The organism is Pseudomonas sp. AC136 (assembly GCF_979258585.1).
Genome location: NZ_OZ409865.1, coordinates 837,048 through 854,967 on the forward strand (window position 1 = coordinate 837,048; position 17,920 = coordinate 854,967).

17 protein-coding genes are annotated in these 17,920 nt (G+C 61.9%); 9 read left to right on the forward strand and 8 right to left on the reverse strand.

All coding sequences use genetic code 11. From position 1 onward, the window contains the following. Positions 1-13 precede the first annotated feature (13 nt). From ACZZZU_RS03640 to ACZZZU_RS03655, 4 genes are all read right to left on the reverse strand, one after another. Positions 14-943 (reverse strand): aliphatic sulfonate ABC transporter substrate-binding protein, encoded by a 930-nt coding sequence (locus tag ACZZZU_RS03640; RefSeq protein ID WP_463549784.1) that lies wholly within the window; start codon positions 941-943, stop codon positions 14-16. 1 nt (position 944) lies between these two features. Further along, a complete protein-coding gene (mgrA, locus tag ACZZZU_RS03645; protein WP_463549785.1) occupies positions 945-1,985 on the reverse strand; it encodes an L-glyceraldehyde 3-phosphate reductase in 1,041 nt (346 codons plus the stop codon). 95 nt (positions 1,986-2,080) lie between these two features. Then, positions 2,081-3,412, reverse strand: a complete 1,332-nt coding sequence (locus ACZZZU_RS03650) for an LLM class flavin-dependent oxidoreductase (RefSeq protein WP_463549786.1) — start codon at positions 3,410-3,412, stop codon at positions 2,081-2,083. 522 nt (positions 3,413-3,934) lie between these two features. Then, on the reverse strand, positions 3,935-6,160 hold the full coding sequence (locus ACZZZU_RS03655) for a TonB-dependent receptor (protein ID WP_463549787.1): 2,226 nt from the start codon (positions 6,158-6,160) through the stop codon (positions 3,935-3,937). Between the two features lie 281 nt (positions 6,161-6,441). On the opposite strand from ACZZZU_RS03655, the gene ACZZZU_RS03660 reads away from it, so the two are divergent. Together ACZZZU_RS03660 and ACZZZU_RS03665 are read left to right on the forward strand one after the other, a co-directional pair. After that, positions 6,442-7,488 (forward strand): LacI family DNA-binding transcriptional regulator, encoded by a 1,047-nt coding sequence (locus ACZZZU_RS03660; RefSeq protein WP_463549788.1) that lies wholly within the window; start codon positions 6,442-6,444, stop codon positions 7,486-7,488. A 227-nt stretch (positions 7,489-7,715) separates the two neighbouring features. Further along, positions 7,716-8,876, forward strand: a complete 1,161-nt coding sequence (locus ACZZZU_RS03665; RefSeq protein WP_463549789.1) for an MFS transporter — start codon at positions 7,716-7,718, stop codon at positions 8,874-8,876. Here the strand turns inward: ACZZZU_RS03665 and ACZZZU_RS03670 are convergent. After that, entirely contained in the window at positions 8,873-10,087 is a 1,215-nt protein-coding gene (locus tag ACZZZU_RS03670; protein WP_463549790.1) for a YbfB/YjiJ family MFS transporter, read from the reverse strand. The genes ACZZZU_RS03665 and ACZZZU_RS03670 overlap by 4 nt on opposite strands. A 140-nt stretch (positions 10,088-10,227) precedes the next feature. Here ACZZZU_RS03670 and ACZZZU_RS03675 point away from each other — a divergent pair, with 140 nt between their 5' ends. Further along, a complete protein-coding gene (locus ACZZZU_RS03675) occupies positions 10,228-10,806 on the forward strand; it encodes a TetR/AcrR family transcriptional regulator (protein WP_463549791.1) in 579 nt (192 codons plus the stop codon). Between the two features lie 2 nt (positions 10,807-10,808). Here the strand turns inward: ACZZZU_RS03675 and ACZZZU_RS03680 are convergent, their stop codons facing one another. Then, positions 10,809-11,060: a transmembrane sensor/regulator PpyR gene (locus tag ACZZZU_RS03680; protein WP_463549792.1), complete on the reverse strand. Its 252-nt coding sequence runs from the start codon at positions 11,058-11,060 to the stop codon at positions 10,809-10,811. Between the two features lie 232 nt (positions 11,061-11,292). Between ACZZZU_RS03680 and ACZZZU_RS03685 the strand changes: the two genes are divergently transcribed. Then, positions 11,293-12,027 carry a substrate-binding periplasmic protein gene (locus tag ACZZZU_RS03685; protein WP_463549793.1) on the forward strand — a complete coding sequence of 245 codons (735 nt, stop codon included), beginning with the start codon at positions 11,293-11,295 and terminating at the stop codon, positions 12,025-12,027. A 7-nt stretch (positions 12,028-12,034) separates the two neighbouring features. Here the strand turns inward: ACZZZU_RS03685 and ACZZZU_RS03690 are convergent, their stop codons facing one another. Then, positions 12,035-13,243 carry a PilT/PilU family type 4a pilus ATPase gene (locus tag ACZZZU_RS03690; protein WP_463549794.1) on the reverse strand — a complete coding sequence of 403 codons (1,209 nt, stop codon included), beginning with the start codon at positions 13,241-13,243 and terminating at the stop codon, positions 12,035-12,037. A 175-nt stretch (positions 13,244-13,418) separates the two neighbouring features. Between ACZZZU_RS03690 and ACZZZU_RS03695 the strand changes: the two genes are divergently transcribed. Next, positions 13,419-13,697: a peptidylprolyl isomerase gene (locus ACZZZU_RS03695; protein WP_122498487.1), complete on the forward strand. Its 279-nt coding sequence runs from the start codon at positions 13,419-13,421 to the stop codon at positions 13,695-13,697. A 70-nt stretch (positions 13,698-13,767) separates the two neighbouring features. Here ACZZZU_RS03695 and ACZZZU_RS03700 read toward each other — a convergent pair whose 3' ends face one another. Next, positions 13,768-14,994: an acyl-CoA dehydrogenase gene (locus ACZZZU_RS03700; protein ID WP_463382605.1), complete on the reverse strand. Its 1,227-nt coding sequence runs from the start codon at positions 14,992-14,994 to the stop codon at positions 13,768-13,770. Positions 14,995-15,154: 160 nt separating this feature from the next. Here ACZZZU_RS03700 and ACZZZU_RS03705 point away from each other — a divergent pair, with 160 nt between their 5' ends. The 4 genes from ACZZZU_RS03705 to ACZZZU_RS03720 all read left to right on the forward strand — a co-directional run bounded on the left by ACZZZU_RS03705 (position 15,155) and on the right by ACZZZU_RS03720 (position 17,905). Beyond that, a complete protein-coding gene (locus tag ACZZZU_RS03705) occupies positions 15,155-16,072 on the forward strand; it encodes a LysR family transcriptional regulator (RefSeq protein WP_122451037.1) in 918 nt (305 codons plus the stop codon). Positions 16,073-16,152: 80 nt separating this feature from the next. Continuing rightward, the gene (locus ACZZZU_RS03710; protein ID WP_122498483.1) at positions 16,153-16,557 is read left to right on the forward strand and encodes an MbcA/ParS/Xre antitoxin family protein; all 405 of its coding nucleotides are present in this window, start codon (positions 16,153-16,155) and stop codon (positions 16,555-16,557) included. A gap of 29 nt (positions 16,558-16,586) precedes the next feature. Continuing rightward, the gene (locus ACZZZU_RS03715) at positions 16,587-17,237 is read left to right on the forward strand and encodes an RES family NAD+ phosphorylase (RefSeq protein ID WP_122498579.1); all 651 of its coding nucleotides are present in this window, start codon (positions 16,587-16,589) and stop codon (positions 17,235-17,237) included. 17 nt (positions 17,238-17,254) lie between these two features. Further along, entirely contained in the window at positions 17,255-17,905 is a 651-nt protein-coding gene (locus ACZZZU_RS03720; RefSeq protein ID WP_463549795.1) for a DUF502 domain-containing protein, read from the forward strand. The last annotated feature ends 15 nt before the right edge of the window (positions 17,906-17,920 follow it).

A 17,920-nucleotide genomic window follows, 5' to 3' on the forward strand; every position in this document is an offset into this window, starting at 1 on the left:
GCTCGCCTGGCGGTTACGGCCGCCACACCGCCGCTTCAATATCGAGTTTTTTCGGCAGCAACCGATTGGCCAGAAATAGATCGGCCGTGGCTTGCTGTGCCTGCACAATCTCGGCGCTGACCGCCATCGGCGGCGACGGCGGACGATGGCTGAAGGTGCGTTCGATCACCGCTGGCGACAAGCCCATAAACGAGGCAAGAAGCGCGATGCTGGCGGCTTTGTCAGTACGGGTCAGCGCTTCGGCTTTGCCCAGCTCATCCAGCAACGCCGGAATAAACTGCGGGTTCGCCTCGGCATAAGGCCGCGCCGCCAGGAAGAACGGCCCGATCAAGCCCAGCCCTTCGCCATTGGCCAGCAGGCGCGCCTTACCTTCCAGTTCGAGCGATGAATAGTAAGGATCCCAAATCACCCAGGCGTCGACGCTGCCCTGCTCGAACGCCGCGCGGGCGTCGGCGGGCGACAGGTACACCGGCTGAATATCGGTAAAGGCCAGGCCGGCTTTGTTCAGTGCCCGCAGCAGCAAATTGTGCGAGCTGGAGCCTTTCTGAAAGGCGACCTTTTTGCCCTTTAACTCGGCCACGCTTTGAATCGGGCTGGCATTGCCGACCACAATCACCTCGGCTTGCGGCTTGGCCGGCTCGGCGGCGATGTAAAGCAAATCGGCGCCGGCCGCCTGGGCGAACAGCGGCGGAATATCGCCGGTGGAGCCCACGTCCAGCGCGCCGATATTCAACGCTTCGAGCATCTGCGGCCCGGCCGGAAATTCGATCCATTTAATCTGCGTGTTGGCAAAGCGCTGCTCCAGCAGCTTGTGCTCTTTGGCCAACACCAGACTCGCCGAGCCTTTCTGATAGCCGATGCGCAGCGTGGCCGGATCGGCCAATGCCAACTGACTGCACGCGGCGAGCAGCCACAGCGCGGCAAAACGTTTTAATAGGCGCATGTCATTCCCAGTCGGTGGACGGTTTTTCCCAGAGGTTGATCCCGCCTTCGACGGCGTAGCGGTCGATCTCGGCCAGCTCCTCGGCGCTAAAGGCCAGGTTGTTCAGCGCCGCGACGTTTTCCACGATCTGCTCAGGATGGCTGGCACCAATCAGGGCCGAGGTCACGCGTGGGTCGCGCAAGGTCCAGGCCAGGGCCAGTTGCGCCAGGCTTTGGCCACGGCGCTTGGCGATTTCATTCAGCGCGCGGGCGCGTTCGATGTTGGCTTCGGACAAATGCTCGGGACGCAGCGAGGCGCCGCCCGGCCGGTTTACGCGCGAATCTTGCGGCACGCCGTTGAGGTATTTGTCGCTGAGCAAGCCCTGGGCCAGGGCGGTGAACACGATCACGCCCGCGCCCACCTCGTCGGTGGCATCGAGCAGGTCTTTTTCGATCCAGCGGTTAAGCAGGTTGTACGCCGGCTGATGAATCAGCAGCGGCACGTTGCGCTCGCGCAGCAAGGCGGTGATCTCGCGGGTTTTGCCCGCCGAATACGACGAGATACCGATGTACAACGCCTTGCCCTGCTCGACGATGCTCGCCAGCGCGCCGGCCGTTTCTTCCAACGGCGTGTGCGGGTCGAAGCGGTGCGAATAGAAGATATCGACGTAATCCAGGCCCAAGCGCTGCAGGCTTTGGTCGAGGCTGGAAATCAGGTACTTGCGCGAGCTGCCACCTTGGCCGTAGGGACCGGGCCACATGTCCCAGCCGGCCTTGGTGGAAATGATCAGCTCGTCGCGGTGCGCGGCGAAATCTTCCTTGAGCAGGCGACCGAAATTGGTTTCTGCGCTGCCATAGGGTGGGCCGTAGTTGTTGGCCAGGTCGAAGTGATTGATGCCCAGATCGAACGCCGTGCGCAGCAACGCGCGCTGGGTGGAAATAGGCGTGGCATCGCCGAAGTTGTGCCACAGGCCGAGGGACAGCGCCGGCAATACCAGGCCGCTGCGGCCGACGCGGCGGTAGGGCATGGATTGATAGCGGTCGGGGTTGGCGAGGTAGGTCATGGGGTCGTCTCTTGGTTTCAGGAATCGAGGCTAAAGCCTCTCCCACAGAGAAATGCGTTCGCTGTAGGAGAGGCTTCAGCCTCGATCTTTTGATGTCATTGGCTGAAAAACTGATTCACCGGCCGAGTCAGGCCCAGGTGCTCACGCAGGGTGCTGCCCTGATACTGAGTGCGAAACAAGCCTCGCCGTTGCAGCTCCGGCACCACAAAACGGGCGACGTCTTCGAGCCCTGCCGGCAGGTGCGGCACCAACACGTTGAAACCATCCGCCGCGCCGCCTTCGAACCAGGCCTGCAACTCATCGGCGATGTCGCTGCCGGTGCCGATCAGGCTGTAATGCCCTCTTCCACCGGCAATGCGCCGGCCCAGTTGCGCCAGGCTCAGGTTCTCGGCGCCGGCCAGTTCGGTGAGCAATTTCTGCCGGCTCTGCTGACCGTTTTCGGTGAGCGGTAAATCGGGCAGCGGACCGTCCAGCGGGTAGCCCGACAAGTCAAAGTTGCCCAACATGCGTCCCAGCAAGGCGACGCCCACCTGCGGTTCCACCAACTCCTGAAACTGCTCGAATTTCTCCTGCGCTTCGTCACGGCTCTGGCCGACCACCACAAACACGCCGGGCATGATTTTCAGCGCGTCGGGCTCGCGGCCAAAGGCGCCCATGCGCCCTTTCACATCGGCATAAAACGCCTGCGCTTTGGCCAAAGAGGTTTGCGCGGTGAACACCACTTCCGCCGTTTCCGCCGCCAGGGCGCGGCCGGTTTCCGAAGAACCGGCCTGCACGATGACCGGCCGACCTTGCGGCGAGCGGGCGACGTTAAGCGGACCGCGAACGCTGAAGTGCTCGCCGCTGTGGTTGAGCACGTGCAGCTTGGTCGGGTCGTAGAACTGGCCGGACTGTTTGTTCTGCACAAAGGCATCGTCGGCCCAGCTGTCCCACAAGCCGGTGACCACCTGATGAAATTCGCGGGCGCGGGCGTAGCGTTCGGCGTGGGGAATATGCGCATCGCGGCCGAAATTGAAGGCTTCGGCGGCGGCATCAGAAGTGACCAGGTTCCAGCCTGAGCGGCCACCGGATAAGTGATCCAGCGAGGCGAATTTACGCGCCACGTGGTAGGGCTCGTTGTAGCTGGTGGTGACCGTGCTGATCAGCCCGATCCGCTCGGTCACCGCACTGAGCGCGGCCAGCAACGTCAGCGGCTCGAAGTACACCGAGCGCGAGGTGTGGCTGGCGATGTCGTCGGTGCTGGCGGCCACGCTGTCGGCGACAAACACCGCATCGAAACAGGCCGCTTCGGCGATTTGTGCGGTGCGTTTGTAGCTGGCGAAATCCAGCGGATTGGCCTGCACGTCGGGGTGGCGCCAGGCGGCGATGTGGTGCCCGCCGGCCATGAGGAAGGCGCCAAGGCTGAGTTGGCGGGTGGGGGTGGTCATGGGTTTGGGTTTCCTGGTGGTGCTTTTTGGGTTGTTTAAGGTCAAGGGCATCGCGGCTGAAGCCGCTCCTACAGGGGTGGTACGGCGGTCTCGCATCAAACATCCGTCATCCTCGCGCACGCGGGGATCCAGAGTTTTGTGACGAGCACCGTTCGACGGGCCATTCTGGATCCCCGCGTGCGCGAGGATGACGGTGGGTTTTTTCAAAAGCGGTGGTTAAAGCGGCGGTAAAACCTCAAAAAACCTTCCGCACCTCAACCCCAAAGTACCGCTCATCATCCCTCGGCACCGAGCGATACACGTAGTTGGCGCCGCTATACGCCAGCCCATTCGAGTAGCGCCTACGGGGGGTTGTCGGAAACGAATTTCTTTGCCCATACATCCGTCATCCTCGCGCACGCGGGGATCCAGAATTTTGTGACGAGCACCGTTCGACGGGCCATTCTGGATCCCGAATCGTCGGACCGCCGCTTTCGCGAGGATGACGGTGGTTTTTTTCAAAGTAATGGTCAGGCTCGAACCTCAAAAGTCTTTGCGCACCTCAACCCCAAAGTACCGCTCATCATCCCTAGGCACCGAGCGGTAAACGTAGTTGGCGCCGCTATACGCCAGTCCATTCGAGTAGCTCTTGTCCGCCAAGTTTTTACCCAGCACCGCTACGCGCCAGCCGTCGTTGTAGTCGGCCAAGGCCACGCTGGCGTTCCAGATGCCGTAGGCGCCCTGGATGGTGTTGGCGTTCTGGTCGAGGCTGTATTGCACTTGGTCTTGCCAGGCGTAGTCGGTGCTCAGTTCGACATCCAGGCCGTTGTCCAGCGGGATGGTGTAGTCGCCGCGTACGTAGGTTTTCCAGTCCGGGCTGTAGGGCAGTGGTTTGCCGTTGATGTCGCACGAGGCGGCGGCGCCGACCGGGCAGCTGAATTCGTCGACGCGTGCTTTGGTGTACGCCACGGCGCCGGAGAATTTCAGTTGGCTGGTGGCTTGCAGGCTGACGTCCAGTTCCACGCCTTCGGTTTTCACGCTGCCGGCGTTGATCAGGCGGGTTACCACGGCGCCGGCCACCACGTCGTAGAAGTTGGCCTGGTAGTTGTCGTATTCGGTGTGGAACGCGGCCAGGTTGGCGGTCAGGCGGTTGTTGAAGGCGGTGCTTTTCAGGCCCACCTCCCAGGAGTTGGAGGTTTCCGGTTTCAGCGCTTCGGTGTCACGCGGCTGCATGTTGAAGAACACGTTGTAGGCCGGGCCTTTGTAGCCACGCGAGTAGGTGATGTAGCTGGTCAGGTTGTCGTTGATGTCGTATTGGAACCCGGCACGGCCGGTAAAGCCGTCTTCGTCCACCGAGCCCTCGCTGGCGTAGCTCGGCTGAATGCCAGTGGCGGCAGCGGTTGATACACGCTGGTGTTTGTATTCCAGGTCATCGTGGGTCCAGCGCAGGCCGAGAATGCCGCGAAAGTCGTCGGTGAAGTTGAAGGTGTTTTCACCGAACACGGCGTAGCTGTCGTTGGTGGCTTCGTAGTCGGCGCGGCCGCGTTGGGTGACAAAGCTGACCGGCGTGACGGCGCGCTGGTAGCTCTCTTCACTTTTGCCGTGCATGTAAAAGGCGCCGAGCACGTATTCGTTGAATTCACCTTTGGGCGAGGCCAGGCGCAGTTCTTGTGAGTATTGGTCGTAGTCCAGCTGACCTTTGTCGTGGGACTGCGGGAAGCCGACCGCCACTTGCGCCAGGCGGTCGCCGTCCTGGTACTGGGTGTTGTTCCAGCCGCGCCAGGCGGTAATGGAGGTGAGCGTGTAATCGCCGAGGCTCCAGTCCACTTGGCCAGACAAGCCCTGGTTGCGGTCGTAGACGCGGGTGTTGAAGTCGCTGTTGATGCTGCGGTTGTGGTCGCTGGGGCTGACGCTGTTGCCCAGAGCGGTGCCAAACGCGGGGCTGGCTTGGGTGATGACGCCGTTGGGAATGGTGTCTTTGCCATCGGTGTAGTCGGCGATCAGGGTGACTTTTACGTCGTCGTTCGGCTCGATTTCAAGCTTGCCGCGCGCGCCTTTGCGGTCGTAGCCGTTGACGTCATGGCCGTTGTATTCGTTTTCGACGTTGCCGTCGTACGTGCCCAGCAAGGTGGTGAGCGAGCCTTTCACGCTGTCGGTCAAGCGCCCGCCAATACCAAAGCGCAGGCGGTTTTCGTTGCCGCCGCCGAAGTGCGAGTAATCGACGTAACCGTGGGTTTCTTCCGGCGCTTCTTTGCTGACGATGTTCAGCACGCCGGCCGAGGCGTTTTTGCCAAACAGCGTGCCTTGCGGGCCGCGCAGCACTTCGATGCGTTCCAGGTCGAGCAGGTCCAGCGTCGACTGACCGGGGCGGCCAAGCACCACGCCATCAATCACAGTCGCCACGGTGGGCTCAATGCCCGGCGAGGTGGTGATGGTGCCGACGCCACGGATAAACAACGAGGTGTCTTTGTTCGAGGCGCCGCTGCGGTAGTTGAGCGTGGGCACTTGCTGAACGATGCTCGAGACGTTGTTGCGGTTGTCGCGCTCAAGCTGTTCGCCATCGACCACCGACACCGCCACCGGCACCTTTTGCAGCGACTCTTCGCGGCGGGTGGCGGTAACCGTAACGGTGCTCAGGGTGGGCGCTTGCTCGGCGCTTTCGGTTGGCTCAGACGGCTCGGCGGCAACGCTGTACTGGCCCAGCGCGGCGAGCAAAACGGCTACGGCCAACGGACTGCGACGCGGGAAACGAGATGCTGCGGTGTTCATGGTGGACTGCCCCTTTAAAGACCCAGACGTGGCCCACTGCTGCGGTGGGCTCTGTAGAGCGCTGTCGGTGTCTGGTCTCGCTCGTACGAGTGGCAGTGCGTGGCGACAGCGCGGCGCTTGTTAGCGCTAACATCACCAGTATCAACGCGGCATTTATAGACCGTCAAATACTAATAAATTACTTTTATATTCCATTAAGTGATTTAGCGGGGATCTTTTGTTAGCGCTACCAAATGCAGTAAGGTGGCCGCCACTCTCCTCGCCCAGGATCGGCTTTTACCGTGATCAGCGACAAAGAAACCACCCGTAAACGCCGTGGCGCCGGGCGCGTGACGTTAAGCACCGTGGCTAAGCAGGTGGGTGTTTCGGCCATTACCGTGTCGCGCTATTTCAACCAGCCGGAACAGGTATCGCCGGAGCTGCGCGAGCGCATTCAAGCGGTGGTCGCCGAGTTGGGCTATGTGCCCAATCTGGTGGCCGGCGGGCTGGCTTCAGCCCGTGGGCGCATCGTCGGCATGGTGGTGCCAAACATCTCCGGGCCGATCTTTGCCAACACCATTCAGGGCTTCAGCGACACCTTGGCCGCGCACGGGTATCAGTTGCTGTTGGCCTCCAGTTATTTCTCGGAAGACCAGGAAGAAAATGCCGTGCGGGCGTTTCTCGGTTGGTCGCCGGCGGCACTGGTGGTGACCAGCCATTTCCACTCGCCGGGCACCGACAAAATGCTCGCCGAGGCGGATATTCCGGTGGTGGAAATCTGGGATTACCAGCCCGAGCGCAGCCCCATGCAGGTCGGCTTTCTGCACCACGACGTGGGCGTACGCGCCGCGCGCTATCTGCTGGACAAGGGCTACCAGCGCATCGCCTTCGTGCAGAACAGCGCGGCCGGCGACTTCAGCGCCCTGGAACGCCGCGACGGTTACGCGCAAACCCTGCGCGAAGCTGGCCGCGAGCCCTGGGTGTTCGTGCCCAGCAGCGACGCCACGCCCTTTGAAGGCGGCAAGCAGGCGATGGACGCGCTAATGAACCGCACCCCGCGCCCCGACGCGATCATCTTCGCCAACGACAACGTCGCCGCCGGCGGCCTGCTCGCCGGCCAGCGCGCCGGTTTGCGCATTCCCCAAGACTGCGCCGTGGTGGGCTTTGGCGATTACGCCTTCGCCGAAATGCTGCTGCCGAGCCTGACCACCATCAAACCGCCCGCCCGGCAAATTGGCGAAGTGGCAGCGCGGCGGGTGTTGCAGGCGTTGGGGGTGATCGAGGGGGATGAGCCGTTGCAGCAATTGAATTTGCTGGAATGTGAACTGGTGGAGCGGGAAAGCGCTTAAAATGCGCGGCCTTGTGGGGTCGCGTTTTGCCGATGGTACGGCGCTCCCCTCACGATTCTGGATCCCGAATCGTCGGACCGCCGCCTGCGCGGGGATGACGGTGGTAATCCAAACGACTCCGTCATCCCCGCGAAGGCGGGGATCCAGAATTTTGCATATAACGCCGCCTCAAGCCTAACCGCAGCCCCCCGATTGGAACCCCTCGCTCAATGCACGCCCGCACCCTCATGTCCCTCCCCCTGCTCGCCCTCGCCCTTGGCGGTTTCGTAGTTGGCAGCAGTGAATTCATCATCATGGGCTTGCTGCCCGAACTCGCCGCCGACCTGCGCGTGAGCCTGGCCGACGCCGGCCTGCTGGTCAGCGCTTACGCCCTGGGCGTGGTGGTCGGCGCGCCGTTGCTGGGGCCGATGCTCGACCGCGCGCCACGCCGGCAAGCGGTGATCGCGCTGATGTTTATGTACACCTTGGGCAACCTGGCCTGCGCCCTGGCGCCGGATTATCACTGGCTGCTCGCCGCGCGCTTGGCCACGGCCATCAGCCATGCCGGCTTCTTTGGCTGCGCCACCCTCCTCGCCCGCGACCTCGCGCCGCCCCATCGCCAGGCCTCGGCCATGGCCATGGTGATCAGCGGCCTGACCATCGCCAACGTGCTCGGCGTGCCGCTCGGGGCCTGGCTGGGGCAAACCACGAACTGGCGCGTGACGTTTTTTGTGGTGGCCGGTATCGGGGCGCTGACGGTGATCGCGCAATTTATCTGGCTGCCGCCCACCGCCCGGCCGGTGCGCAGCGCGAGTGGCAGCTGGAGCGGCATCTTCCGCCGCCCGGTGTTGCATACCTTGCTGGTGTGCAGCCTGACGTCGGTGTCGCTGTTTACCGTATTCACCTACATCAGCCCGTTCCTGCGCGAAGTCACCGGCTTTACCCCAGACCAAAGCAACGGCGCCCTGTTGCTGATGGGCGTCGGGTTGACCCTGGGCAACGTGCTTGGCGGGCGCCTGGCCGATCGCGGCGTACAGCGTGCGGTGCCGATGGCGCTGGCCTGCGGGGCGTTGATGGTGTTGGGCTTGTACCTGTTCGGCCAATGGCAGTTGCCGACCTTGGCGATTCTGCTGTGCTGGGGCATCGCCACCTTTGCGGTGTCCACACCGCTGCAATTGCTGCTGGTGGAGCAAGCCGGCGAATCGGCCAGCCTGGCTGCCACGCTGAGCCACGCGGCGTTCAACCTGGGCAACGCGGCGGGCGCCTGGTTCGGTGGTTTGTGGCTAAGCGCGCACCTGGGCTTGCCGCTGCTGCCGGTGTTCGGCGTGTGGCTGCTGGTGCTCAACTTCGCCGTGGCCTGGTGGCTGCCACGGCTCAAAGCGGTGCCGCACGACATACCGCTGCATTAATCGACGGCGGCGCGGCGGCTGGCGGTGGGAATCAGGTCGAGCAACAAAGCCAGCACCACCGCCGCGCCGCCAATCACAAACAACAGCGTGTAGTTGCCGTGACTCAGGGCGTACAGGTACGAATAGGCGTAACCGGCCAGCGCCTGGAACAAGGCAAACGCCGTGGTGGCGCGGCTCCAGGCGTGGTTCTGCGCGCTTAGGTCGCCCGGCAGCAAATGCTGAATACGGCCCAGGTTGACTGGCACGATGCCGGGCGGAAACGAGCCGATCACCAGCACCGCCGCCACGAGGGCCGGCACGCTGTGGTCCAGCGCCAACAAGGCAATCGCCAGCGCCTGAATACCGAGCACCACGCGGCTGGTGGTGGCAAAGCCGATGCGGTCGGCCAACGCGCCGTACACCATCGGCCCCAGAATCGCGCCAATGCCATACACCACCCACACCATCGCGCCCCAATGTGCGCCCCACTGCAGGCCGCGCGCCACGTAGTCGACCAGAAACACCATCATCGGCACCAAGGCCACGGCCATCAGCGCGTATTGGGCGTAGAGCAGTTTCATGGCGGTCGGCGTTTTGCTTTCGGTGCCGGCGGTAATGACCGGCGTTGGCGTCGCCACGGTCGGCCAGCCGCTCCAGCTCACGGCGGTGAGCACGGCAGACAGCACACCGAGGCCGATCCAGGTTTGTTGCAGACCCAGGTTCAGCAGCAGCGGCACCAAGGTGCCCGAGGCGGCGATGCCCAGGCCCAGACCCAGGAAAATCGCGCCGCTGGCCAGGCCTTTGCGCGCACCGGGAATAAACGGCAGCACGCTGGTGGCGGCCAACACCATGATCGCGCCGCCCGCCAGCCCGGAAACAAAGCGCCAGGCAAAGAACCACAGCACCGACACCGGAAAGGCGCAGGCCAGAAACGCCAGCGAGGCGAACAGCATCATCACCCGCAGCGTCCATGGCCCACCGAGGCGGCGCGCGATAGGCCTACCGCTAAGCGCCCCGGCCAGGTAACCGACCAGGTTCGCAGCGCCGAGGTACATCACGTCATTGGCGGCGAACCACTGCGCTTCGATCAGCGAGGGAATCAAGGGCGTGTAGGCGAAACGCGCCAAGCCGATGCCGACCAGGCTGGCGCACAGGCCGGCGATAATCGCGTGCATCACGCTGGGTTGGCGGGGGCCGCTGTCGAGGTGGGTGACGCTGGCTTCACTGGTCATGTGTGGCTCGCTTGGCAAAAGGCTGATCGGCTGTCCACGCCATCTTTGACATACCTGTCATGCTTGCTAGTGTTGTGAGCAACGAAGCGCCTGTCAAGGCATTATTGACACACCTGTCAAACAAGAGTGAAATTGCCGCCATGGCCGGAATACGACAATTCAACGAAGACCAAACCCTCGAACGCGCCCTGGAAGTTTTCTGGCGTAAAGGCTTCGGCGCGACCTCCATGCCCGAACTCGCCGAAGCCACTGGCGTGCAACGTGGCTCGCTGTACAACGCCTACGGCGACAAGCAAGGCTTGTTTCTCGCGGTGTTCGCTCGCTACAAAGCGGGCTTTCTCGCCGCTGCCGGCGAAACCCTGACCTACCCCGACACCCGCGAAGCGCTCAAAGCCTTTTTCACCTTTGCCATTGCCTCGATGAAATCCGGCGAAGCGGCACGCGGCTGTTTGTCGACCAAAACCACGGTGGATGAAAACGCCAGCGCCGAGCCGATTCGTGACGTGCTGCGCGGCATGGTCGACGGGCTGGAGGGTTTGCTCGCGGAGCGTTTGAGCCAGGCCACCGAGCCGCTGGCGTTGCCCATTGAAGACGCCGCGCGGCTGCTGGTGACGCTCACGCGCGGCATCGTGGTGATCGAACGTCTCTACCCAGACACCGCGCGCTTGCAGGCCACGGCAGATTCGCTGGTGGACCTGATCGTGCCCGCCGGCGCCTGATTTCACGCGCACGCTGCACTAACCGGGGCTTTGCCCAAGTTGTACTGGGCGATCAAGCGCATCACGTAACCGATCTTCAGTGCGGTCGGGCCAAGAATCACGCCACCGTGGGCGGCGACCAGCGTGGGCAGGTTCAAGCTGCCCTCGTAGCCGTAAGCGACGAACACACCGACCAGCAACACCACCAGACCCGCCATCAGCAATTGGTTGGACAAGTGCATCACGTTTTTCGGGCTGCTCAGGTAGGCAAACATGGGTGAATCCTCCGAGTGAACGCCGGAAAGGCTTTCCGTTGCGTACCCAGGACTAATCAGAATGCGTGCCACATTTTTTATTGATCTAAATCAATAGATTAGCCGTTAGCGCAGTCACAACGACTCACCCTGAGTGCGAGTCAATTTGACCGTGTGAAGTCATATGGACCACGCCAATCGGCGCGCAAAACCTCACCTATACTCCTTCCACTGCCCTCCTACGGACGTCGCCATGCTGCCCCGAGTTGTCGGTTTGTTGCTGGCCCTGCTCGGCGCCAGCGCGTTGGCTGCCCCGCCTGTTTTTGATTTGTACATTCCCGACGCCATGCCGCTAGCCGCCCCTAACGACCCGTTGGGCCATGGGCTGGTGGGCGACGCCGTGCTGGAAGCGGCAGCGCTGGCGGGTTACCGGGTGAACATTATTTCCGAGCCGTGGCTGCGGGCGCAAAAGCGCGTGCGGGAGGGGAAAAATTTATTGATTCTGCCGCTGTCGCGAACGCCGGGTCGGGAAACCCAGTACACCTGGATCGCCTCCGTGCTGCCGCTGCCCCGGGCGTTTTTTAGCTTCAGCGAACCGCTGAAAAATTTCGAGCAAGCGCGCACGGAGTACAAGCGCATTGGTGTTGGCATCGGCTCGGCGCAAGAGGAAATTCTGCTCAGCCAAGGGTTTAGCCGCGAGCAGATTTATCCGCTGCAACTGGGCGACAAGCCGCTTCGGCTGCTGGAGTTAAAACGCATCGACGCCTGGTTCACCACCGTGCCCGAAGGCCAGTTCGCCTGGAACCGCAACACTCGCGACCCGCTGCTGATGAGCCCGGAAATGGCCAGCACGGAGATGTACCTGGCCTGCTCGAAAACCTGCGACGCCACGGTGATCAAACGCATGCGCGCCGCCATTGCCAAGCTGCGCGCCAATGGCGGCGTAGAGCGCATCCGCGAGCGCTATATGAACCCGCCGACGAAATAGTCGGGGGTTAAATGCCGTGGCGACCGGGATCTTCCGGTGGCGCCGGCTCTTCTTCGATGTCTTCCAGCTTCAACTCCATGCCCCAATCGCTGGCTTGCGCCACTGGCGCGACGGGCGCCACCGGAGCAGCCACCGGCACCGCAGCCACGGCGGGCGTCTCGCGGTAGAGCTTGAGTTTCAGGCGCACGTTGTTGGCCGAGTCGGCGTTTTTCACCGCTTCCTCTTCATCAATCGCCCCCTCGTTCACCAGCTCGATCAGCGCCTGGTCGAAAGTCTGCATGCCCAGGTTGCGCGACTTCTCCATGATTTCCTTGATCTCGCTAAGCTCGCTGCGCTTGATCAGATCGCGCACCGTGGGCGTGCCGAGCAGCACTTCCACAGCGGCGCGGCGCTTGCCGTCGGTGGTCTTGACCAGGCGCTGAGAGACGAAGGCTTTGAGGTTGTTGCCCAGGTCGTTGAGCAACTGCGGGCGGCGCTCTTCGGGGAAGAAGTTGATGATGCGGTCCAGCGCCTGGTTGGCGTTGTTGGCGTGCAAAGTGGAGATCGCCAAGTGCCCGGTGTCGGCGAAGGCCAGGGCGTGTTCCATGGTTTCGCGGTCGCGAATCTCGCCGATGAGGATGACGTCTGGCGCCTGGCGCAGGGTGTTCTTCAGGGCGGCGTGGAAGCTGCGGGTGTCTACGCCCACTTCGCGCTGGTTGATGATCGATTTCTTGTGCCGGTGCACGTACTCGACCGGGTCTTCGATGGTGATGATATGACCGCCGCTGTTGCGGTTGCGGTAGTCGATCAGCGCCGCCAGCGAGGTGGATTTACCCGAGCCCGTGCCGCCCACGAACAACACCAGGCCGCGTTTTTCCATCACCGTTTTCAGCAGAATTTCCGGCAGCTTGAGGTCTTCGAACTTGGGGATTTCCATCTTGATATTGCGCGCCACAATCGACACTTCGTTGCGCTGCTTAAAGATGTTGATGCGAAACCGGCCAATGCCGGCCAGCGATATGGCGAGGTTCATTTCCAGCTCGCGCTCAAACTCGATTTTCTGCGCCGAGTCCATGATCGAATCCGCCACGGCGGCGATTTCACCCGACTTCAGCGGCTCGGCACTCAACGGTTTGAGCACGCCGTTGAACTTGGCACAGGGCGGCGCGCCGGTGGACAGGTACAGGTCTGAACCGTCCTGAGTCGCCAGAATTTTCAGCATCGGGTTCAGGTCCATGGGCAAAGCCTCCTTGGGTGGGTGAAAGTAATACGGTAGGTCAAAGTGAGCACACTGGCGGCCATGTTATTGGCGCCAGTAAAACGCCGCCGCGAATACTGGCACACTATGCGCCCCGTGGTAGAGGCTTTGGCCTCGATGCGTTGGCAATTAACGAAGAGACCGAGGAGCCCCCATGGCAAAAGCAATGGCCCGCCATATTCTGGTGAAAACCGAGGCGGAAGCGGCCGCGCTGAAAAAACGCATCGCTGCGGGCGAGGCGTTCGATGTATTGGCGAAAAAATACTCCACCTGCCCGTCCGGCAAAAAAGGTGGCGACCTGGGCGAAGTGCGGCCCGGGCAGATGGTGAAGTCCATCGACTCGGTGATTTTCAAAAAGGAAGTGCGCACCGTGCACGGCCCAGTGAAAAGCCAGTTCGGCTATCACCTGGTGCAAGTTTTCTATCGCGAGTAACGGGGCGGAACGGCAGACGCAAAAAAGCCCGCCACGGCTAAACCGGGCGGGCTTTTTCATGCGCTAGGGCTTAGTGGCTCTTGAGCATGTCTTTGGGCATGTGCTTGCCGATTTCGAACTTGCCGATGGCTGCACGGTGCACTTCGTCCGGGCCGTCGGCCAGGCGCAGGGTGCGTTGCATGGCGTACATGTAGGCCAGCGGCGTGTCGTTCGACACACCCGCGCCGCCGTGCATTTGAATGGCGCGGTCGATCACACGCAGGGCGACGTTTGGCGCGACAACTTTGATTTGCGCGATTTCACTTTTGGCCACTTTGTTGCCCACGGTGTCCATCATGTAAGCCGCTTTGAGCGTCAGCAGACGGGCCATGTCAATTTCCATGCGCGAGTCGGCGATGATGTCGACGTTGCCGCCCAGGCGGGCCAACGGCTTGCCGAAAGCGGTACGGCTAACGGCGCGTTGGCACATCAGTTCCAGGGCGCGTTCCGCCATGCCGATGGAGCGCATGCAGTGGTGAATACGGCCTGGGCCAAGGCGACCTTGAGCGATTTCAAAACCACGGCCCTCGCCCAGCAACACGCTGTCGTACGGCACGCGAACGTTTTCGAACAGCACTTCGGCGTGGCCGTGCGGGGCGTCGTCGTAGCCGAACACCGGCAGCGGACGCAGAATTTTTACGCCGGGTGCATCAGTCGGTACGAGGATCATCGAGTGCTGCTGGTGACGCGGGCCGTCCGGGTTGCTCAGGCCCATGAAAATCATGATTTTGCAGCGCGGGTCGCAGGCGCCCGATGTCCACCATTTGCGGCCGTTGATGACCCACTCATCACCCACGCGCTCGGCACGGGCTTCCATGTTGGTGGCATCCGAGGACGCCACGCCCGGTTCGGTCATGGCGAACGCCGAGCGAATTTGGCCAGCGAGCAGCGGCTCGAGCCAGCGTTTTTTCTGTTCTTCGTTGGCGTAACGCACCAGCACTTCCATGTTGCCGGTGTCTGGCGCGGAGCAGTTGAACGGCTCGGAGCCCAGCAGCGAGCGGCCCATGATTTCGGCCAGCGGCGCGTATTCCATGTTGGTCAGACCGGCGCCGAGTTTCGACTCGGGCAAAAACAGGTTCCACAGGCCTTCAGCTTTGGCCTTGGCTTTCAACTCTTCCATGATCGCGGTGGGCTGCCAGCGATCACCCTCGTTCACTTGAGCTTCGAACACCGCTTCGGCGGGATAGACATAAGCGTCCATGAATGCGGTAACGCGTTCGCGCAGTTCTTGAACCTTGGGGGAATAAGCGAAATCCATCGGAGGCACCTTCTGACGGGCTGTTGTGAGGTTGGAAAAGATCCTAGAACAGGGATGAAGATTTATCTAACCTATTCTCGGCGTGTATTAACATTCATCACCGATATATGATTAGCTGATTCCGTGACCCCAAACCAATAAGACCAGGAGCGCGTTGGCAATGAACTTGAGCAAGGTCGATCTCAACCTTTTTATCGTCTTCGACGCCATCTACACCGAGGCCAACCTGACCCGTGCCGGGCAGATTGTCGGCATCACCCAACCCGCCGTATCCAACGCCCTGGCGCGCCTGCGCGAAACCTTCAACGACCCGCTCTTCGTCCGCACCGCGCAAGGCATGGTGCCCACGCCCATGGCCCAGAACATCATTGGTCCGGTGCGCAATGCCCTGTCGCTGCTGCGCGTTTCGGTGCAGGAAAGCCGCACGTTCAACCCGCTGCAAGCCAACAAGACCTACCGCATCAGCATGACCGACCTCACCGAGGAGATCATTCTGCCGCCGCTGTTCCAGCGCCTGCGTCGCCAGGCTCCGGCCGTGCAGATTGAGAGCTTTTTGTCGAAGCGTCGCGAGACCACCAAAGAGCTCGCCGCCGGCCGCCTCGACTTCGCCGTGGACGCGCCGTTGAACACCGACCCGCAGGTGCGCCACGTCAAGCTGCTGTCTGACCGCTATGTGTGCGCCATCCGCAAAGGCCACCCGCTGGCCAAGGAAAAGCTGACGCTCGACGAATATATGTCGCTGACCCACATCCACATTTCCAGCCGCCGCAGCGGGCTGGGTTATGTCGACCTCACCCTGGGCAAAATGGGCATTCAGCGCAAGATCGCCCTGCGCTCCCAGCACTACCTGATGGCCTCCATGGTGATGCAGAAAACCGACATGGCCATGACCGTGCCCGAGCGCTTTGCCCGCAGCCATGACCTGCACTACGTCGGCGTGCCGGTGGAAGTGCCCGCCGTGGAAACGCACCTGTATTGGCACGAAAGCACCGACCAGGACCCGGCGAACCGCTGGATGCGTGAGCAGATGATCGAGTTGGCGCAGCAGATCAGCGTGCAGGACGCCGGGCAGGCATAAGCGCGCTGGGTATTCGGGCACTTGCGGTTTTTCCACATGCGGACTAAAGTGACATCACTGTCCACTTGTGGAGAAACACCATGTCCCTCGCCAGCCCGTCCAACAGCGCTGTTCTCGACCTCGACTCGGCTCATGCCGGGCACGTGGCGCTGAAGTTTTTCTTCAACCTGATGGAGAAATGGAACTGCTCGGTCGAGGAACAAACCGTGCTGCTGGGCTCCATCGGCCGCAGCACGCTCTACAAGTACCGCCAACTGCCCGAAATTCGCTTACCGCGCGACACGTTAGAACGCGTTTCCTATCTGATGGGCATCCACAAAACGCTGCGTATTTTGTTTGGCGATAAACCGTCGACGTACGAATGGATTCGCAAGGCCAACAGCGAAGCACCCTTCAACGGCATGAGCGCTTTGCAGGTGATGCTGGCCGGCGGCGTGATGGATATTGCCGTGGTACGTCGTTACCTGGATGGAGTACGTGGTTGAAACAACCGACTCAAGTGCTGCCTGCATGGATGCGGGCCTATCGCATCGTTTCCAGCGCCTTCCCGCCGATCTCGGTGTTTGAAGATGTGCTGGACCCCGCCGATCTGGAACAAGCCTTTCTGATTGAAAGCCTGACCAACGACCGCCTGCGCGAAGAGGCCGGCCTGCTTAGCCATGTGGCCCCCGAAGACCGCGTGTGCGGCCCCGGCGCCTCGCCGTTAATGGCTGCCTTTACTCACGTGGGCGCCAAAAGCCGCTTCACCGACGGCCAATACGGCGTGTACTACTGCGGCGACAGTTTACAAACCGCCATCGCCGAAACCCGCTTCCACCGCGAACGCTTTATGCGCGCCACCCACGAGCCGAGCATGGAACTGACCCTGCGCACCTACGTGTGCAAAGTGGTGCAGCCGCTGGATGACGTCCGCGAAGGCTACGACGAACTCTACGACCCCGACCCGAACGCCTACGCCCTGCCCCAACGCTTTGCCGCCGAGCGCCGTAAAGCGCGCTCGTGGGGTTTGCTGTACCGCAGCGTGCGCAACGAAAACGGCGAATGCGCGGCGCTGTTCCGCCCGCCGGCCGCCAGCATTCCGGTGCAGGGCGAGCATTTGCGTTACGTGTGGGACGGCCAGCTGCAACAGATCACCCAGGTATTCACCCTCAAAGCCATCGCTTGATTGCCGCGGAAGTCCCGATGCTGAAGAAAAGCTTCAATTCCCTGCTGACCACCTGGTTGGCAGGGTTGATCGTGTTATTGCCACTGACCTTGACCCTGGTGTTGCTCACTTGGGTAGTCAGTTTGCTCAACCGTATTGTAGGACCGTCGACTTACGTCGGCAGGCTGTTTGCGGCCATGGGCCAACCATTCGCCAGCAACACATACCTGGCCTATGGCTTGGGCACGGTGCTGTTGGTGGTGGCCATTTATGTGCTGGGTTTGGCCGTGCAACACGGTTTGCGCAAGCCGCTGGCCTGGTTGACCGATGTCACCCTGCGGCGCATTCCGCTGTTCGGCAAGCTGTACAACCTGGCCGATCGCTTCGTGGCGCTGCTGGAGAAAAAAGAAGGCGCCGACATCAACGCCATGAGCCCCGTCTGGTGCTTCTTCGGCGGTGATGGCGTGGCGGTGTTGGCGTTAATGCCCAACCCCGAGCCTATCGATATCGACGGCCGCCACTATTACGCCGTGCTGGTGCCCACCGCGCCAATTCCCATCGGCGGCGGCTTGTTGTATGTGCCGGTGGAATGGGTGAAGCCGGCCAATATTGGCGTGGATGCGTTCACCAGTATCTATGTGTCGATGGGCATCAATCCCCCACCACAATCGCCGCGCAAAACCGTCTGACGCCAAAACGGCACA